We start from the raw sequence: 18133 nt of genomic DNA on the forward strand, positions 1-18133 counted from the left end.
AAAACCTGGAACTTCCTTCAACAACATAAGCCTAGCGGATCACCACGCGTGTGCCAACTCCTACTAGCTCGGCAACCCGCTCGATTTGCTCATTGGTCACTGCCACACACCCTTGGGTCCAGTGGAAGTTGCCATGGATATCGGGGTCTCCTCGGCCAATGCCGTGAATCCCAATGGCTCCCCCCAGCGCGGTATCCTGCGGTGGGGAGCCGTAACGGCGATAGTGGTCGAAATAGGCCTCGTAGTCCGCCTGGGAGTAGATGCCTTTTTCGAGCGCCATGCGCGCGTGAGGTGGCGTAGGATAATCGATACCAATGAAGATATGCCACTGGCTTTCGAAATTAAATCGATTAATTCTAAACTCACCCAGCGGCGTCACGTTACCGCCGCGTATACGGTGGGTCCTGGCGCCGCCACGGCCGAGCGATACCGGCGCAAATCGCTCTACCAGGGCATGGCCGCGAAACACGCTAAGCGTCGCATCCTTGTCGTCTACCAGCACCCACACCTCGTTACTGTGGCGTGGCACGTCGGCCCTGGCCAGCAGGGTTGCGACCAGGTCGGTGGGCTCGTAATCAGGCAGGGCGCTGGTAGTCGCCGCGCTGGCCGCTACGGGCCAACCCAGTGCCAGCGCCAAAAATCGGCGACGGTTTACAGGCATCATTGTTGCTCTCGAAAATGGGTCAGCGCGAAAGGCAAGGCACGGCTGGCCAATAACGCATGGATGGGTACTGTTATACCCTATTCATGCGGCTTTTGTCAGCGTATCGACTCTTCAATAAACGCCCAAAATGCCTGCTATCTCAACCGCCAACTGTGCTTCAACGTAACACCCTGTCAGACGCCTTCCAGCTCCTGCAGGCTGGCCACCAGCTTGCGCGCTTCGGCGGCATGCCCCTGGGCCAGGGTCGTGAAGAACGTCTCTTCTGGCGCCACCTTGGCCCGCGATGCACGATGTTCATAGAGACGCTGAAGCTGATGATGTGACTCCACCGCCGTGGCGGTCAGCTCGTCCAGCGATCCGGCCACGTCCTGCTCGGCCAGCGCCTCCAGCAGCGGAGGCTGAGGGAAGTCACCCGATTCGTCGAACCATAGCTCCAGCACTTCACGCTGATCCGACCCATCATGAAACAGCGCTTCGAGCCCAGACTTCATGGTCAACTCGCTGCTGGCGAGGTAGTTGAGCGCCATGGCAAGACGCTCGTGCTCGGCGGCATCGGCCGCGGCACTGTACTGGCGCGCCATGCGCGCGTGGTAACCGGCGGCCCACTCCATGAGATCCTTCACCTGGTTGTATCGCATCCTTGCCTCCTGTTGAGTAACGTACTCCATAGCATGGTCATGATCGGCAATTTTTCAAGCCTACCACTCGACGCTGGTCTCCCTGAGCATGGCGATTTCACGCTTCGCCGCTTGCAAATGCTCTAGCAACTGCTCACCCAGCGACGCCTGGGCACCTACCGCAATCATGGCCGGGTTATGCACCTGACGACGGGCTGCGCCCTCGTCGCCATGCAGTTTTTCGAGCTGACCAACCAGCCATGCCAGCCAGCTATCCGAGCGTTGCAGCTCGTCGCGCAAGCGCTGCAGCTCGGCCAGCGCAGGGCCGTCGCTGGCCAGCAGGCGCTGCCAGTCATGGCTTGGCAGACGAGCGTGCTCGGTAACCTCTTTCAGCAGCGACGCCAGCGCCAGCTCGAACAGCGCCAGCGCGCCCTCCTCCAGCGCCCCCTGACGGGCGGGGGCATGCTCATCGTCGCCCACCGGAAGCCCAACCATCAGCTCGGCTTGATAAAGGAGCTGGTTAGTACGCGAACGGGCACTCACTTGCGCTTGTCCTCCACGTGCCATTTACCGCCTTCGTAGGTGGCTTTCCAGCCCGTGGCCTTGCCCTCTTCGTCGGTCATCACGTACTGCTCTTTATTCTTGCGCGAATAGCGAATCTGCGCCGGACGGCCATCCGGGTCTTCGCTGGGCGCCTTGAGCAGGAAGTGGTACTTCTCGGGCAGCTCATCGGCATGGGCCTTCAGCTCTTGCACCAGCGGCGGGCGAGTTTCACGGTTCTTGGGGAACTTGCTGGCTGCCAGGAACAGGCCACTAGCGCCATCACGCAGTACGTAATGGTCTTCCACCTTCTGACAGGCCAGCTCCGGCATGGGAATCGGGTCCATCTTGGGCGGTGCCACTTCGCCACTGCGCAGCAGCTTGCGGGTGTTCTTGCACTCGCTGTTGGTACATCCGAAATACTTGCCGAAGCGCCCGGACTTGAGCTGCATGTCCGAACCACACTTGTCGCATTCGATCAATGGGCCGTCATAGCCCTTGATCTTGAATTTACCGCTCTCGACTTCGTAGCCATCGCAATCCGGGCTGTTGCCGCAGATATGCAGCTTGCGGGTTTCGTCGATCAGGTAGTTGTCCATGGCCGTGCCACACTTCGGGCAGCGGCGCTTGGCGCGTAGCGCATCGGTTTCTGCCTCTTCACCGGCATCTTCAGCCACGGCTTCTTCACCGGGAATGAGATCGATGGTGGTCTTGCAACGCTCCTTGGGCGGCAGGTTGTAGCCACTGCACCCCAGGAACACACCAGTGGAAGCGGTTCGAATCTGCATCTGACGGCCACAGCTGGGGCAGTCGATGTTGGTCGGTACCGGCTGGTTGGGGCGCATTCCCTCGTCGCTCTCGGCCTTGGCCAGCTCATGACGAAACTCTTCGTAGAAGGCATCCAGCAGCGCCCGCCAGTTGCGCTCACCCTCGGCGACTTCGTCCAGGCTGTCTTCCATCCGCGCCGTGAAGGAGTAATCCATCAGGTCCGGGAACGACTCCTTGAGGCGCTCGGTGACGATATCGCCCAGCTTTTCGGCATAGAAGCGGCGGTTTTCCAGCTTCACATAACCCCGATCCTGAATCGTGGAGATGATCGAGGCATAGGTAGAAGGTCGCCCGATGCCCTGCTTCTCCAGCTCCTTGACCAGGCTGGCTTCGGTGTAACGCGCAGGCGGCTTGGTGAAGTGCTGCTGAGGGTCGAGCACTTCAAGTCTCATGGGCGTGCCGGTGGGCAGGTCGGGGAGGGTCTGATCCTCGTTCTTGCCGGTCGGCTTCATCACCCGGGTGTAACCATCGAACTTGAGCACGCGCCCTTTGGCACGCAGTTCGTAGCCATCGACTTCGACATTGAGGGTGCTGGAAAGATATTCCGCCGGGGTCATCTGGCACGCCACGAACTGCCGCCAGATCAGCTCATACAGGCGCTCGGCGTCACGCTCCATGCCCACCAGATCCGTGGACTTGCGCTCCACGCTGGAGGGGCGAATCGCCTCGTGGGCTTCCTGTGCGCTCTCTTTGCTGCTGTAGCGGTTGGGCGCTTCGGGCAGGTAGCGCTCCCCATACTCATCACCAATAAACGAACGCACGCTCTCGACCGCATCCTTGGACAAATTGGTCGAGTCGGTACGCATATAAGTGATGTAGCCAGCTTCGTAGAGCCGCTGGGCCATGGTCATGGTCTTCTTGACCGAGAACCCTAGCCGCCCGCTGGCAGCCTGCTGCAGCGTCGAGGTAATGAAGGGAGCGGTAGGCTTGGAGCGTGTCGGTTTGTCTTCGCGAGACGTGATCGACAGTTTGGCTTTGCGCAGCTTGGCAATTCGCTCCAGGGTCTCTTTTTCCGAGGTGGGGCGGAAGGCCTGACCATCCTGCCGCGCCAAAGCAAAACGCACCAGCTCGCCCTCCGGCGAGACCAGATCCGCATGCACGTCCCAGAACTCTTCGGGAATGAAGGCGCGAATTTCCCGCTCACGTTCGACGATCAAACGCACGGCCACCGACTGTACACGGCCGGCAGACAGGCCACGGGCAATCTTGGCCCACAGCAGCGGCGAGAGCATGAAGCCCACGACCCGGTCGAGGAAACGGCGCGCCTGCTGGGCTTCCACGCGAGGAATGTTCAGTACGCCGGGGGTCTTGAAGGCATCCTGAATGGCATTCTTGGTGATTTCGTTGAACACCACGCGTTTATAGCGGCTGTCGTCACCGCCAATGGTTTCCCGCAGGTGCCAGGCGATGGCCTCCCCTTCGCGGTCCAAATCCGTGGCGAGGTAGACGGCATCGGCTTTTTCGGCCAGCTTCTTCAGCTCGGCAACGACCTTCTCCTTGCCGGGCAAAATGTCATAGTTGGCTGCCCAGCCATTGTCCGGGTCGATGCCCATACGGCGAATCAGCTGGGTGTGGGCCTTGCGCTGCTTGTACTCGGCTTTCTCTTCCGCTGACATCTTGCGCGTAGCCGCGGCCTGGCGAGCGCGCTCCTTTGGGTCGGAGGCCACCTTGCCCGAGCCGCTGGTCGGCAGGTCACGGATGTGACCCACGCTCGACTTCACGATGAAATCGTTGCCGAGATACTTATTAATCGTCTTCGCTTTCGCAGGCGATTCGACGATGACCAGTGACTTGCCCATAGTGCTCCACTTTCCTGATGCCGAGGCGTGATCGCCACGGCGCTAAGTACGTTGTCGCCCCACATTATGCCTTGGCGACCATGAGAAAAATGCGCCTACCCTACCCCAGCCCTTGCCCAAGCGCTAGTAGCAACCTGCATCAGGCTGCACCCCATGGCGAGGCACATCCCGCTCGGGAAGGTGTCGGTATGACGCCTAGCGTTTTTTTATATCGAGTAGCTAGACACTAGACTGCCGCTTGACACTCGGCAACCCAAAGCCACACCCACTAACCAATTGCCCCCGCTAAAAAGCGGGGGCGTGATCGACGGTAGCGCGAGGCGGCTAGCGCTTGCGAGACGTTCCGCGCCGCCCATTGGCTGGCCTGGCCGCTGGCTTTTTAGCCGCCGCTGCAGAAGCGGGTGATGCCGCCGTGGGCTCGGCATCCGTGGTGGTTGCAACCTCGGTGCCAGTGGCGGCCTTGGCCTTGGCCTTGGTCTCAGGCCCGGCCTCAGATTCGGGCTCAGCGCTGGCGGCAGTCGCAGGCAGCGCAGGGCGCGCTTGGCCAAACAGCGCCTTGACCTGCTCGAAACGCTCGGCGGCGTGCTCGGTCAGCTCACCGCTGGCCGAGAACACATGCTCCAGATGCTTGATATGCCCATCGATGGCCACATTGTCCTCACCTTCCAGCAGCACGGGCAGCGTGCTCAGGGCCTGTTCACGATCCAGCTTGAGAATGAAAAACTGCTCGCGCACCATACGCTTGAACTCGCTCAGCGAGCTGCTGGGCTTGAGCTCCGCGCGGGAGGCCCGCAGACGCTTGAAGTTCCGCTCGTCGGTGGCAGGTGCACCGCCCAGTACGTATATGACTGCCCGCATAACGGCTTCGTGCGGGCCTCCCTGGGCGATTTTCTTGCGCAGTTTGTCCTGCTGATGCTGGATGAAGCGACGATGCTCCGGCTCGGCACCCGGACGGCGGCGATGCACATGGGCATCGCCATACAAACCAACGGCCGCCTGCAGCAGTGGCTGGCCATAGATATCCATGAACAGCCGCTCGGTGCTGCTGTCCCTGAAATCGCGCCAGGCATTGAGGCTGGCGACGATCTGGTCCGAGGCCATGGTTTCGAAGGCCTTGAACACGTTGTCCTGCCCTACCGGCTCACGGTGCTTGCGCACGTAATCAGCCATCACCGGCAACGGCACGCTCAGCGGGTTGCGGTCCGACAGCAGCTTGTAGCCCAGCCGAATGGGGTGCATGCGCCGGATCCAGCGCGCGGCTTCTGGCGTCATCACCGCCTGCAACCAGGGCTGCATATAAATCCGATACAGCCCCAGATTGATCTCCGAGATGCGTGCAACGGTGGCGAAACGGCGGTCATCTTCGGGCTTGTGCATGACTTCCCGATCCAACTCCTCGAAGTTGCGCTGATTGAATTCGAGCAGGTAGTCACGCTCGATCAGCTCGGCATCGGCTCGTTCACTGGCATGAGAAATCGTCGTTTCGTAAAGCCCTGGCGGCATCACGTCGATGTAATCCATATTGGCCGTGAATTCGGAGTGTTCCTTGCGGGAAACGCTGCCGGAAACGAAGATCCCCAGATGGCCCGTGGTGTCATGCAGGCAGTAGATGATGGTCTGGTCGTTGGCGATGATGTCCTCTTCGCCTTCGTACAGGTCACGAATCCATCCCAGCGCCTGCGGCGGCGGCGTGATGTCGTCGCCACGGGAGCAGAACACCACCACCGGCGAGCGCACGTTGCGCAGATCGATGCGTCGTCCGTCGCGGGTCACCAGCTGGGCCGTGGAGAGCCGGTTGCCCACGAACAGATTATCGACGATGTACTGGATTTCTTCTCCACCCAGCACCACGTGCCCCCCCCACCAGCGTTCGAACTCAAGATAACGCGAGGTTTCGGTGTCGATATTGGCATACAGGTGGTACTGCTTTTTCCAGTAGGTGTTGGCCGGATTCAGGCGCTCGAAGTTCTGCACCAGCCAGGCGCCATCGAACAGGCCATTGCCCATGTCACTGGTCAGCGCCGTGATCCAGCTACCGCCCACCATGCCGCCGGTATAGCGCATCGGCGCCTTGCCGTGCTCGCCCGCCCAGTAAGAGAGCGGCGCACCGGCAATCAGGATGGGTCCGAACACGTCGGGCTCCAGTGCCGCCGCCATCATGATCTGCCAGCCCGCCTGACAGTTGCCTACCACCATCGGCTTTTCAGTGGTTTCTGGATGCAGCTCGATGACATGACGCAGGAAAGCGATTTCGGCTTCGACCACATCCTCGACCGTTTGGCCGGGCTCGGGAAAGGGCAGAAAGCCAATGAAGTAGCAGGGATGGCCTGCCTTGAGCGCCACGCCCAGTTCGCTGTCGGGCTTGAAGCCGCCGATGCCTGGGCCATGCCCGGCCCGAGGGTCGACCACCACGAACGGGCGCTTGCTGGGGTCGGTGACCGTATCGCCCTTGGGCAATACACGCAGCAGTTCGTAATTGGTCGGGTTGGGCAGCGTCCGTCCGTCCATCAGCCCTTCGGTATCGAACCCCAGCACGTTGGGCTTGGTCTGCTCCATGTGGGCCAGATACTGGTTGCCCCGTTCGCGCATCACATCCCAGTACAGCACGTTGCGCTCGACGCTGTCGCGCCAGTAGCTCAAGGCAGCACGCCCAAACCCGAACGGGTCCATCATGCTCGTCAGCGCGCTGTTGCCCAGAGTGGGGGAAAGCAGGGGATTAGCGAGAAAGTTCATAGAGTCTCCCGTGGGGTTGATGCGGGGCACCAAGCCCGAAGCCTGATGCTGCAATGCAATATAGTTTAGGCCACTCCTTGCCAGACGTCGATCATTACCCATACATGAACCTGTGTAACAACCTATGTATGAACCATCGAGCGACAGCGATTCAAGGCGTTAGCGGGCAAAGGGTGGTAGCATTTCGACATGGACCCACGCGCTTGGGAGTCGCTGACGCTGACCGAGCACGTTTACCTCGAGGTGGTTATGTCATCCCCGTCGCTGCTCAACCGCTTGACGTTTCGCCAACTGCAGGTGTTTCAGGCCGTACATCGCCAGCGCTCGTATTCGCGTGCCGCCGAACAGCTAGGCCTGACTCAACCCGCCGTGAGCGCCCAGATTCGCCAGCTGGAACAGGCGCTGGGGCAGCCGCTGTTTCGCTATGCCGGTAAAACCCTGCATGTACTGCCTGCGGCGGATACGCTGGCGCTCTCCACTCGGGAAATCTTTGGGCAGCTTGCGCGCCTGCAGATGCACCTTTCAGATATTAACGGCAAGATCAGCGGCAAGTTGAGCATTGCAGCGGTTTCTTCTGCCCAATACGTGGTGCCCTATCTGCTGTCACGCTTTCGCGCCCGCTACCCCGATGTGCAGCTACGCCTGAAAGTATGCAACCGCAGCCAGGCACTGGAGCGCCTCGCCGACCAGCAGGATGACGTGGTCATCATGGCCATGGTGCCGGAGGACGATAGGCTGGTGGTCATGCCGGTATTGGAAAATGAGCTGGTGGCCGTGGTATGGCCGGAGCATCCGCTGCTCCAACTGGCCAACCCTACCCTCTCGGACTTTGCCCGCCACTATGTATTGATGCGTGAGCCGGGGTCAGGCGTGCGCAGCGCCTTCGAGCAGCTGGCGGTCGATCAGGAAGTCGGGCTGCCCCACCGTATCGAGCTGGGTACCAACGAAGCGATCAAACAAGGCGTGATGGCGCATCTGGGCGTGGCGGTACTGCCGCGCATGGCCATTCAGCTGGAGCTGGAACAGGGGCTGCTGGCCACGCTGGCGCTGCCCCACTTTCCGATCCGCCGCGCCTGGTGCACCGTCTATCGCCGCGACCACTTCCCCACGCCGGTGGCGGAGCTGTTCTTGCGTTTCACCCGCGAACACCTCAGCGAGCTGCGTGCGCATTTCCAGGCGCCCCCCAGCCCCCTCCCCAGCCACGGCGTTTCCTGCTTGCCAGGCCTGAGCGTCGAACAGACCCCGTGATGCGCGACGGTGTCTTGTTGATTGCCAGGTATGTTACATTATCTACTACCTACGTATCAGTTAGCGTGACTCGAGGCTCTCTCCTATGAGCAACACCCCTTCCCAGCGCGTGCCCAGCGGCGAAAAATTCCGCAACGAACACGGCATGACGGTGATCAAGGACGGCATGAAGCAGCGCAAGGCACAGGCCGATGCGCCCGCCCTTGAACGCAAGCCCAAATGGCTGCGCGCCCAGATTCCAGGCGGCGAGCGTTTCGAAGCCGTCAAGAAAAACGTATCGACTCACCGGCTGAGCACGGTGTGCGCCGAATCCCACTGCCCCAACATGGGCGAGTGCTGGAGCAACGGCACCGCGACCATCATGCTGATGGGCTCCGTCTGTACCCGCGCCTGCCGCTTCTGCGCGGTGGACACCGGCAATCCCAAGGGATGGCTGGACAAGGAAGAGCCCGAGAATACCGCCAAGTCCGTCGAGCTGATGGGCCTGCGCTATATCGTGCTGACCTCGGTCGACCGGGATGACCTGGAAGATGGCGGTGCCACGCACTACGCCTCGTGCATTCGCGCCATCAAGGCACGCACCCCCGAGGTCGTGGTGGAGGCTTTGACGCCGGATTTCGACGGTGATCAGGCCGCCATCGAGCGCGTGGTCGACTCCGGCCTGGAAGTGTTTGCCCAGAACGTGGAAACCGTGGAGCGGCTGACCTCCAAGGTACGCGACCCGCGTGCCGGTTACCGCAAGACGCTGGATGTACTGGCCCACGCCAAGCGCCACCGCCCGGACGTGATCACCAAGACCAGCCTGATGCTGGGGCTGGGCGAAACGGAAGAAGAGATTCTGCAGACGTTCGACGACCTGCGCGCCATCGGTGTGGATATCGTCACCCTGGGGCAGTACCTGCGCCCCACCAAGAACCATCTGGCAGTAGAGCGCTATGTCACGCCAGAAGAGTTCGAGCGCTATCGCGTGCTGGGCCTCGAAAAGGGCTTCATGGAGGTTCCCTCCGGCCCGCTGGTACGTTCGAGCTACCGCGCCGACCGCGTGTTCGAAAAGAACAACCTGGGCCTGGCCGCCCCTGCCGCAGTGCCTGGCCAGGAAACCGACAGCAACCGCATTCCGGCCTTCAACGTCGGCTGATACCCCGCACGACTGTCACCGGCATGCCCTTTCAGCATGCCGGTGAGCCCGTCTTTTGCAGCACTTACTCGATCACGACGCCGAATCCACCAGCGATCGGCCTAGCTGCTCCGCCAGCGCCAGGGCCAGTGCGCCCCCGATATCTGCGCCATCATCTAGCGTCACCAGATCGCCCAAGCGCGTTACCTGCATGCCTGCGTAGCCACAGGGGTTGATGCGCCCAAACGGCGACAGGTCGCCGTCGACGTTTAGCGCAACGCCGTGGTAGCTGGCCCCTCGACGAATGCGCAGCCCCAGCGATGCAATCTTGGCCTCCCCCATCACCGTGCGGGTATACACGCCCGGCGCATCCGGCTTGGCCCAGGCATCGACACCAAGGCGGGCCAGCACGTCGATCACCGCATTTTCCAGGGCGCTGACCAGCTCACGCACACCGATCCTGCCACGCCGCACGTCCAGCAACGGGTAAAGCACCACTTGCCCAGGCCCGTGGTAGGTCACCTGACCGCCACGGTCGGTATTGACCACCGGGATATCGCCCGGCATCAGCAAATGTTCGGGTTTGCCCGCCTGCCCTTGGGTGAAGACCGGGTCGTGCTCGACCAGCCAGAACTGGTCGGGCGTATGCTCGTCACGGCAGTCGGTGAGCTCACGCATGGCTTCCCAGACAGGCTGGTAGGGCCGGCGCCCCAGGCGGTGCAGCTCGATGGGTGCGGGGCTCATGTCACACCACCATGTGCACGCGGCCCGTGGCTTTCAGCTCATCGAACAAGCTGGACAGCTGTTGTTCACCGGTAGCCACGATGGTCACCCGTACCGATTGGAAGCGGCCATTGCGACTATCCACCACCTGCAGGGTGGTTTCGTCGAAATCTGGCGCGTGCTTGACGATGACCTGGCATACCCAAGCGGGAAAATCATCCGCCGCATCGCCTACCACCTTGAGCGAGTAGTCGCAGGGAAAAGTGACCCTGGGCGGCTCACTGACCGTGGCGGGCTGGCGCAGGTCACGCAGCGGAGATTTGGTATCTTTTTTCATGAGTTGCCTATCTATGACGAATGCTAAAACGAATGAAACCCTGACGATGACGCCAGAGCTTCTGATTGTGACAGGGAGGCTAAAACACCACAGGCAGGCCATGTTGGCCTGCCCCGCGTGCTCAAGGCTCGTCAGCTTCTGAAGTTGCCGATCAGATTGCTGAAGAAGCGCTGCACCTGATCGAAGAAGCGCTTGAACAGGCCACCCTCTTCCACGTTTTCCAGCGCCACCAACTGGCGCTCGCCGACCATTTCGTCACCCAGGTAGACTTCCAGAGTACCGACTTCGTCGCCAACGGCGACGGGCGCACTCAGGTCGCTATCCAGATTTAGACGCGCGCGCAGCTCTTCGTTGCGGTTGCGCGGTAGCGTCATGAAGACTTCACCATCGACACCCACGCGTAGCTCATTGGTGTCACCACCCCACACCCGCGGCGTGGCCAATACGGCACCGCGCTCATAGAGCTTCATGGTTTCATAGAAGCGGAAGCCGTAGCTGAGCAGCTTCTGGGTTTCCTGGGCGCGAGCTTCTTCGGAGCTGGTGCCCATGACCACGGAGATCAGACGCATATCATCACGCAGCGCAGACGATACCAAGCCGTAACCCGCTTCGGTAGTCCAGCCGGTTTTCAGGCCATCCACTGAAGGATCGCGCCACAGCAAGCGGTTACGATTGGGCTGATCGATGCCGCCAAAGGAGAAGTTACGCTGTGAGTAGATAGCGTAGTGGTCAGGGTAGTCGTTGATGATGTACTGGGACAGAATGGCCATGTCCCGCGCCGTGGAGTAGTGCTGGTCACCCGGCAGCCCTGTGGCGTTCTGGAAATTGGTATTGTGCATGCCCAGCCGCGTGGCATGCTGGTTCATCAGGTCGGCAAAGGGCGCTTCCCCCCCGGCCAGATGCTCGGCCATGGCCACACTGGCATCATTGCCGGACACGATGATGATACCGTGTAGCAGGTCATCCACCGAGACGCGGTCGCCCACCTCGATGAACATCTTGGAGCCACCGGTGCGCCAAGCGTTCTCGCTGATATTGACCATGTCGGTCAGGTTGATGGTGCCTCGGTCCAGCTCTCGCTCGACCATGTAGGCGGTCATCAGCTTGGTCAAGCTCGCCGGTGGTAGGCGGACATCGGAATTATGCTCCGCGAGAATACGGCCGCTATTGGCATCCATCAAAATCCACGAGCTGGCCGCCAGCTGTGGAGGCGCTGGAATGATGGTCTGGGGTTGCGGCTGGGGAATCACCTGAGCCGTGGCAGGTATTGCCACCACGGTCATCGCGGCAAACAGGCACAGCTTGGCGGTCCGGCGAATCGAAATCAATACACTCATCACACACGTCTCACTTACATTGAATAGCAGCACGGTGGCGCTGCTGGATGACTAAATTGGCACGCATTATCGCACTATAAACACTTGAGGAAAGCCCGCACGGCGCAGATCTTCCCGCGCCTGGTTTTCCTGGGCAGGAGTCACTGGGCCCACCTGAACCCGATGCACTTCAGCCTCGCTCTTCACATGTACACCATGCGATAACTCCCCAGAAAGGCGTTGCTGCAACTGCTGGGCACCCTCTGCCGTACCTAACGCGGCAATTTGCAGGAAGATGCCGTCACCGCTCGGCTGACTGGATACCGGCGAAGCAGAAGACGAAGGCGCAGCGGGAGCACTCACCACACTCGGCGCAGACGAGGCGGGTGCAGGTGAGCTCGCCGCCGTCGAGCGGGCCGCCTCCCCGCCTCGACCACGCTCTGCCAGCCATTGCGCCGGATCGATGGCTTCGACGCGAACAGGCCCCGTGCCATCGTCCAGAATGCCTAGTCGAGCCGCTGCGGCATAGGAAAGATCGATTTCGCGATCACTGTGAAAAGGGCCACGGTCATTGACGCGTACGATCACCGAACGGCCATTGGCCAAGCTGGTGACACGGGCAAAGGTCGGCAACGGCAGCGAGCGATGCGCCGCCGTCATCTTGTACATGTCGTAGATCTCACCGTTGGAGGTGGCGTAGCCGTGGAATTTTTCACCGTACCAGGAGGCCGTGCCCTGGCGAGCATAACCCCGCGAGTCCGGCAGTACACGGTAGGTTTCGCCCCACACCTCGTAGGTGGAGCGATTGCCTGCACGTGAGGGCTCCTCGATGCGCGGCTCGGCATCGGGCACCTGGCTGACATCCGGCGGTGCTACTGGATAGGCATCGCCGGACATGGCATAGCGTTCGCCGCTGGGAGCGGCGCTGGCCAAGGGCGAAGCGCTGGGCTGCGGCGCGGCACTGGGCTGCGGCGCGGCGCTGCCGCTGTCACGCAGCGGCGCTTGGCTGGCACAGCCGCTCACCAGCATCGCCAACACGAGAGAACCGCTTACATAACGGACATTGGTCAACAGGTTAGTCATGCTCAATCTCAAACTGATGCTGGATCGCGTCCGCCAATTCGGCCACGGCCATGCCGTAAAGGTGGCTGTGATTGTAGCGAGTAATCACATAGAAGTTGAATTCACCTAGACGGTAGCCTTGCTCATCTTCAGAAAAATCCAGCAATAGCGGCACCACGGGGGCATCAGGGGCCAGCGGCGCCTCGCTAGTGATGCCCTGCTCCACCATGTCGGCGGCGGTCAAGGTGGGGCGCGAGGTCTGGTTGAAGGCGATGCCTTCGGGGGCTTCCTGTGGGCCGTCGGCATCGTGGTAGATGGCGCCATCACGCTGCCAGCCATGCTCGGCAAAGTAGTTGGCTACGCTGCCGATGGCATCGACCGGGTTGTTCCACAAATCGCGAATGCCGTCGTCATCGAAATCGACCGCGTAGGCCTGGTAACTGGTAGGAATGAACTGCGGATAGCCCATGGCCCCGGCGTAAGAGCCGTAGAGCGTTTCCGGCTCGACACCCTGCTCGTAGGCAATGGCCAGGAAAGCGGCCAGCTCGCCACGGAAGAAGCGCCCCCGCTGGGGGTGATGAAAGGCCAGCGTTGCCAGCGAATCGAGCACCTTGTGCGTGCCTTTATGACGCCCGTAATAGGTTTCCACGCCGATGATGGCGGTGATCACCTCAGGAGCAACACCAAAGACTTCTTCGGCACGCGCCAGCGTCTCGGCATGCTCGCGCATGAACTCAGCACCTTCTTCGATACGCTGCTGGTTCAGAAAAATATCGCGATATTCGAACCAGCGCAGACGCCGTTCTGCCGCCCCCGCCATGGCGTCCAGCACGTTCTGACGAAACGTCGCCTGCTCCAGCGCTTGCGTCAGCCACTGCTCGGGAACGCCCTGCTCCACCAGTTCACTGACCAGTTGGCGCGTCTGCTCGTTGACGCGGGGGTCGAAATCGACCTCCTCGGCCGCCCAGGTGGCCGAGGCTGAACATGCCATCAGCGCCGCCAGTAAATACCCGCCCGCTCTTCTTCGCGCCCTGTTCATTTGCTTACCACTCCTGTGAAAAAGCGTCGACTGCACTTTGATCATTCAACGCGGCAATAGCCGCCGATGGGCGTGTATCGACATGAGAATACCGAACCCGGCCAGCAAGGTCACGCTGGAGGTGCCGCCGTAGCTCACCAGCGGCAGCGGCACCCCTACCACGGGTAAAATACCGCTGACCATGCCGACATTGACAAACACGTAGATAAAGAATGTCAGGATAATGCTGCCCGCCACCAAACGCCCGAACGTGTCCTGGGACGCCGCCGCCAGCCACAGCCCTCGCCCGACGATGGCCACGTAGAGCAACAGCAATAGCAGCATCCCGACCAGGCCAAACTCCTCTCCCAGCACCGCGATGATGAAATCGGTATGGCGCTCGGGCAGAAACTCGAGCTGCGACTGGGTGCCCTCCAGCCAGCCCTTGCCCCACAGGCCACCGCTACCGATGGCGGTGGTGGACTGGATGATGTTCCAGCCGGAGCCAAGCGGATCGCTCTCCGGGTCCAGAAAGGTCAGCACCCGCTGGCGCTGGTAATTGTGCATGTTCATCCACAGTAGCGGCAGGCCCGCCGCCGCCAGGGCCACTACCAGGCTAATCAAGCGCCAGGAGAGCCCCGCCAGCAGCACCACGATCAGCGCCGCGCTGGCCATCAGGAGTGCCGTGCCTAGATCTGGCTGAATGGCTGTCAAGACCACCGGCACGCCAATGATCAGGGCACACACCGCGATGTCCCGCAGCCTTGGGGGGAGCTGACAGCGATTGAGGTAAGCCGCTACCATCAGCGGGACGGCCAGCTTCATCATTTCAGAGGGCTGGAAGCGAATCACGCCGGGTATTTCCAGCCAGCGCTTGGCTCCCATGCCGATATCGCCAGCAATCTCCACGGCCACCAGCATGGCAAGCCCTACGCCATAGGCCAGCGGCGCCCAGCGCAAAAACGTGGTGGGGGAAAACTGTGCCAGCACGAACATGCCCACCAGGGCCAAGCCAAAGCGCATGGCCTGAGCAATCACGACGTCGATGCGCTGCCCAGAAGCGCTGTAGAGCACCAGTAGGCCGCCTGCCATCAGCACCAGCAGCAGGCCCACGAGCCAAGGGTCGATATGAATACGCTCCCAAATGCTCTTGCGCCTGGCGATGCCGCTATCGGGCGGACGAACCGGGTAGCCACGCCAGGAGCGCGACAGCAGTTGCAGCGGCATCATTAGTTACCCTCCACGCGGCCGTTATCGCCTTCCAGCACTTCCTTGATTTCCTCGGCCTCTGGGGCTGCTTCTTTCAGTAGCCAGGCATCGGTCATGGCGCGCGCCATGCGAGCGGCGTGGGTGCTGCCGCCCCCGGCGTTCTCGACGATCACCGACACGGCAATTTCGGGCTCCTCCAGCGGGGCAAAGGCCATGAACAGCGAGTGGTCGCGCAGCCGCTCTTCCAGCTCTTCGGCGTTGTAGCGCTGATCCTGGCCCAGCGAAAACACCTGGGCCGTGCCGGACTTGCCGCCCATACGATACTCCAGGCCTACCCCGGTACGCCTTGCCGTTCCTTCGCTGCCGGTGAGCACTTTCTCCATACCGCTGAACACCCGATCCCACCAGTTCTCGTTGGCCAGGTCGATGTTGGGTAGCGTGTCCGGCAGTTCCAGCGGGACGGGGTCTTCACCAATGCGCAGCGCCAGCCGAGGCTTGACCCAGTGACCACGGTTGGCCAAGGCCGCCGTGGCACTGGCCAGTTGCAGCGGGGTAATTTGCCAATACCCCTGACCGATACCGACCGAAAGGGTTTCCCCCGGGTACCAGGGCTGGTTGAAGCGTGCGCGCTTCCAATCACGAGAAGGCATCAAACCGGTGCTTTCTCCCTGAACGTCGTGAGCGACCCGCTGCCCAAAGCCAAAATTGGACATCTGATCATGCAGCCGATCAATGCCGAGGTCGTGAGCCAGGGAGTAATAATAAGTGTTGTTCGACACGGCAATGGAGCGCTCCATATCGACACGCCCGTGCCCCCAACGCAGCCAGTTACGATAGCGGCGAGAATCATTGGGCAATTGATAGAAGCCCGGGTCATTGATGGTGCTGTCCGGGGTGATCACCCCTTCCACCAGTCCTGCCAGCGCCAGAAACGGCTTGATGGTGGAACCCGGGGGGTAGTGGCCACGAATGGCGCGGTTGAACAGCGGCAGGTCGATGTCTTCCTGCAGGGCGCGGTAAGACGCCACATCGATCCCGGTGACGAACTGGTTGCTATCAAAACCAGGCGTCGACACCATGGCCAGAATTTCCCCGGTGCGCGGCACGATGGCCACGATGGAGCCTCGCCTACCCTCCAGCAGCTCGTAGGCAAGCATCTGAAGCGATCGGTCCAGGGTCAGGGTCAGGTTGGCACCGGGTACCGGGTCGGTGCGCCCCAGCTCGCGCAGCACCCGGCCACGGGCGTTGGTTTCGACCTTGCGAAGGCCCGCCTGGCCGTGCAATTCCGACTCGTAAAAACGCTCCACTCCGGTCTTACCGATAAAGTGGGTGCCTGCGTAGCGGCCGGTGTCCAGGGTTTGCAGCTCTTCGGCATTGATCCGCCCCACATAGCCCAGCGCATGGGCCATCATTTCGGCATCCGGGTAGTAACGCAGCAGCTGGGCTTCTACCTCGACCCCGGGCAGGCGGTGGCGATTGATCGCCAGGCGGGCAATCTGCTCTTCACTCAGATCGCTCATCAGCAGCGCGGGCTGAAACGGCCGCTGGCGCTGGCGGGAACGAACGTTGAAGGCCTCGATCTCTTCTTCCGGCAGCTCCAGAAGTTCCACCAGCAGCGCCAGGGTATCCTCCAGGCTGTCGACACGCTCACGCACCAGCGTCAGGTTGTAGGTCGGTCGATTTTCTGCCAGCAGGGCGCCGTTACGGTCGTAGATCAACCCGCGATTGGGCGGCAGCGGCTCGACCCGCACGCGGTTTTTCTCGGAGCGGGTGCTGTAGAGGTCGTGCTGGACGATTTGCAGATACCCCAGCCGACCGACCAGCAAACCGGTCAAGACGATGACCACGAACACTGCCAGCAGCGACCGAACACGGAAGATACGCAGCTCTTGCTCAGGGTTCTTTAGCGTGTCACGGCGCTTGGGCATGGCAACAGACAACTCTCAATCAAACGATGAACGCAACGGCCACAAGGGTCGACAACAGGTAACTTCTAACGGTGATAAGGGTGACCCACGAGCAGGGTCCATGCCCGATAGAGCTGTTCGGCGAGCATGATCCGCACCAGCGGGTGCGGCAGTGTCAGCGGTGACAGCGACCAGGCCTTGTCGGCCATGGCCGAGAGAGAAGGCTCCAGCCCATCGGGCCCGCCGACCAGCAGCACCACGTCCTGGCCAGACATTCGCCAGGCATCGGCCTGCTGGGCAAGCTGCTCCGTGGTCCAGGGCTTGCCCTTGACTTCGAGAGCCACGACGATTTCATCGCCGCGCAGCTTGTCGCGGATCCGCTGGGCTTCTTGAGCTCGTGCTTTGGCGATGTCGGCATTCTTGCCGCGCTGGCCCAGCGCGATCTCTTCGATTTCCAGGGCAAAATCACGCGGTAGCCGTTTGCGGTAGGTCTCCACGCCTTGTTCCACCCAGGCAGGCATTTTGGTTCCCACCGCCAACAGCCGAACCTTCATGACATGGAGGCTCGCTCTTCGACCTGACGCAGTGCATCGCCGATGGCGCCCGCATCGTTGGGCAGGTCTGCCCACAGACGCTCGAGGTCATACAGCGCGCGCGCTTCGGGAAGCATGACATGAACGACGATGTCACCCAGATCGACCAACACCCAATCCGCGTTCTCACCGCCTTCGACACCGCGAGGGTGCAGACCGGCAGCCTTGGCTTTCTCGACGAGATTCTGCGCCAGTGCTGCCACATGACGGGTAGACGTACCGCTGGCAATCAACATGAGGTCGGTGACCTCGGTCAATTTCGACACGTCCAACTGCGTAATATCACGAGCTTTAAGTTCTTCTAGCGCTTCGATGGCTAGGTTTTTCAATGTATCGATGTGCATGACTCCTGACGACAACCCCATTATTGACCTGACGATGATAGACGCCCGCCATTGGCAACGGGCGTTTGAGGCGGCCAT

At 61.3% G+C, this 18133-nt stretch carries 16 protein-coding genes; 2 read left to right on the forward strand and 14 right to left on the reverse strand.

Going from position 1 to position 18133, the window contains the following annotated elements:
* Window positions 1-31 precede the first annotated feature (31 nt).
* From IE091_RS09860 to IE091_RS09880, 5 genes are all read right to left on the reverse strand, one after another.
* A complete protein-coding gene (locus tag IE091_RS09860) occupies window positions 32-664 on the reverse strand; it encodes a L,D-transpeptidase (protein ID WP_189463562.1) in 633 nt (210 codons plus the stop codon).
* A 173-nt stretch (window positions 665-837) separates the two neighbouring features.
* Window positions 838-1302: a hypothetical protein gene (locus IE091_RS09865; protein ID WP_016914089.1), complete on the reverse strand. Its 465-nt coding sequence runs from the start codon at window positions 1300-1302 to the stop codon at window positions 838-840.
* A gap of 60 nt (window positions 1303-1362) precedes the next feature.
* Window positions 1363-1824, reverse strand: coding sequence for a DUF6586 family protein (locus IE091_RS09870; RefSeq protein ID WP_100731362.1), 462 nt, complete (start codon window positions 1822-1824; stop codon window positions 1363-1365).
* Window positions 1821-4448 (reverse strand): type I DNA topoisomerase, encoded by a 2628-nt coding sequence (gene topA, locus IE091_RS09875; protein ID WP_016914091.1) that lies wholly within the window; start codon window positions 4446-4448, stop codon window positions 1821-1823. Before topA ends, IE091_RS09870 begins: the two co-directional genes overlap by 4 nt.
* A 324-nt stretch (window positions 4449-4772) precedes the next feature.
* Window positions 4773-7181 carry a DUF3141 domain-containing protein gene (locus IE091_RS09880; RefSeq protein WP_081139025.1) on the reverse strand — a complete coding sequence of 803 codons (2409 nt, stop codon included), beginning with the start codon at window positions 7179-7181 and terminating at the stop codon, window positions 4773-4775.
* A gap of 249 nt (window positions 7182-7430) precedes the next feature.
* Here IE091_RS09880 and IE091_RS09885 point away from each other — a divergent pair, with 249 nt between their 5' ends.
* Together IE091_RS09885 and lipA are read left to right on the forward strand one after the other, a co-directional pair.
* Entirely contained in the window at window positions 7431-8429 is a 999-nt protein-coding gene (locus IE091_RS09885) for a LysR family transcriptional regulator (RefSeq protein WP_189463582.1), read from the forward strand.
* 85 nt (window positions 8430-8514) lie between these two features.
* Window positions 8515-9567: a lipoyl synthase gene (gene lipA, locus IE091_RS09890; RefSeq protein ID WP_016914094.1), complete on the forward strand. Its 1053-nt coding sequence runs from the start codon at window positions 8515-8517 to the stop codon at window positions 9565-9567.
* Window positions 9568-9639: 72 nt separating this feature from the next.
* Here lipA and lipB read toward each other — a convergent pair whose 3' ends face one another.
* The 9 genes from lipB to rsfS form a co-directional block, all read right to left on the reverse strand.
* The gene (gene lipB, locus IE091_RS09895; protein ID WP_081192915.1) at window positions 9640-10290 is read right to left on the reverse strand and encodes a lipoyl(octanoyl) transferase LipB; all 651 of its coding nucleotides are present in this window, start codon (window positions 10288-10290) and stop codon (window positions 9640-9642) included.
* 1 nt (window position 10291) lies between these two features.
* Complete coding sequence (locus IE091_RS09900) at window positions 10292-10606, reverse strand: HP0495 family protein (protein WP_081192913.1); 315 nt, start codon at window positions 10604-10606, stop codon at window positions 10292-10294.
* A gap of 131 nt (window positions 10607-10737) precedes the next feature.
* On the reverse strand, window positions 10738-11943 hold the full coding sequence (locus tag IE091_RS09905; protein WP_189463563.1) for a D-alanyl-D-alanine carboxypeptidase family protein: 1206 nt from the start codon (window positions 11941-11943) through the stop codon (window positions 10738-10740).
* Window positions 11944-12009: 66 nt separating this feature from the next.
* Window positions 12010-13005 carry a septal ring lytic transglycosylase RlpA family protein gene (locus IE091_RS09910; RefSeq protein WP_016914098.1) on the reverse strand — a complete coding sequence of 332 codons (996 nt, stop codon included), beginning with the start codon at window positions 13003-13005 and terminating at the stop codon, window positions 12010-12012.
* Window positions 12998-14023: a lytic murein transglycosylase B gene (gene mltB, locus IE091_RS09915; RefSeq protein WP_176212836.1), complete on the reverse strand. Its 1026-nt coding sequence runs from the start codon at window positions 14021-14023 to the stop codon at window positions 12998-13000. The genes IE091_RS09910 and mltB overlap by 8 nt, the downstream gene beginning before the upstream one ends.
* A 45-nt stretch (window positions 14024-14068) precedes the next feature.
* Window positions 14069-15232 (reverse strand): rod shape-determining protein RodA, encoded by a 1164-nt coding sequence (rodA, locus tag IE091_RS09920; protein WP_422822527.1) that lies wholly within the window; start codon window positions 15230-15232, stop codon window positions 14069-14071.
* Window positions 15232-17139, reverse strand: coding sequence for a penicillin-binding protein 2 (mrdA, locus tag IE091_RS09925; RefSeq protein ID WP_189463564.1), 1908 nt, complete (start codon window positions 17137-17139; stop codon window positions 15232-15234). Before mrdA ends, rodA begins: the two co-directional genes overlap by 1 nt.
* A 65-nt stretch (window positions 17140-17204) precedes the next feature.
* Window positions 17205-17672, reverse strand: coding sequence for a 23S rRNA (pseudouridine(1915)-N(3))-methyltransferase RlmH (gene rlmH, locus IE091_RS09930; protein WP_144983136.1), 468 nt, complete (start codon window positions 17670-17672; stop codon window positions 17205-17207).
* On the reverse strand, window positions 17669-18055 hold the full coding sequence (gene rsfS, locus IE091_RS09935) for a ribosome silencing factor (protein ID WP_096922824.1): 387 nt from the start codon (window positions 18053-18055) through the stop codon (window positions 17669-17671). The genes rlmH and rsfS overlap by 4 nt, the downstream gene beginning before the upstream one ends.
* Window positions 18056-18133 lie beyond the last annotated feature (78 nt).

It is taken from the genome of Vreelandella hamiltonii, assembly GCF_014651775.1.
GTDB classification, from domain to species: Bacteria; Pseudomonadota; Gammaproteobacteria; order Pseudomonadales; family Halomonadaceae; genus Vreelandella; species Vreelandella hamiltonii.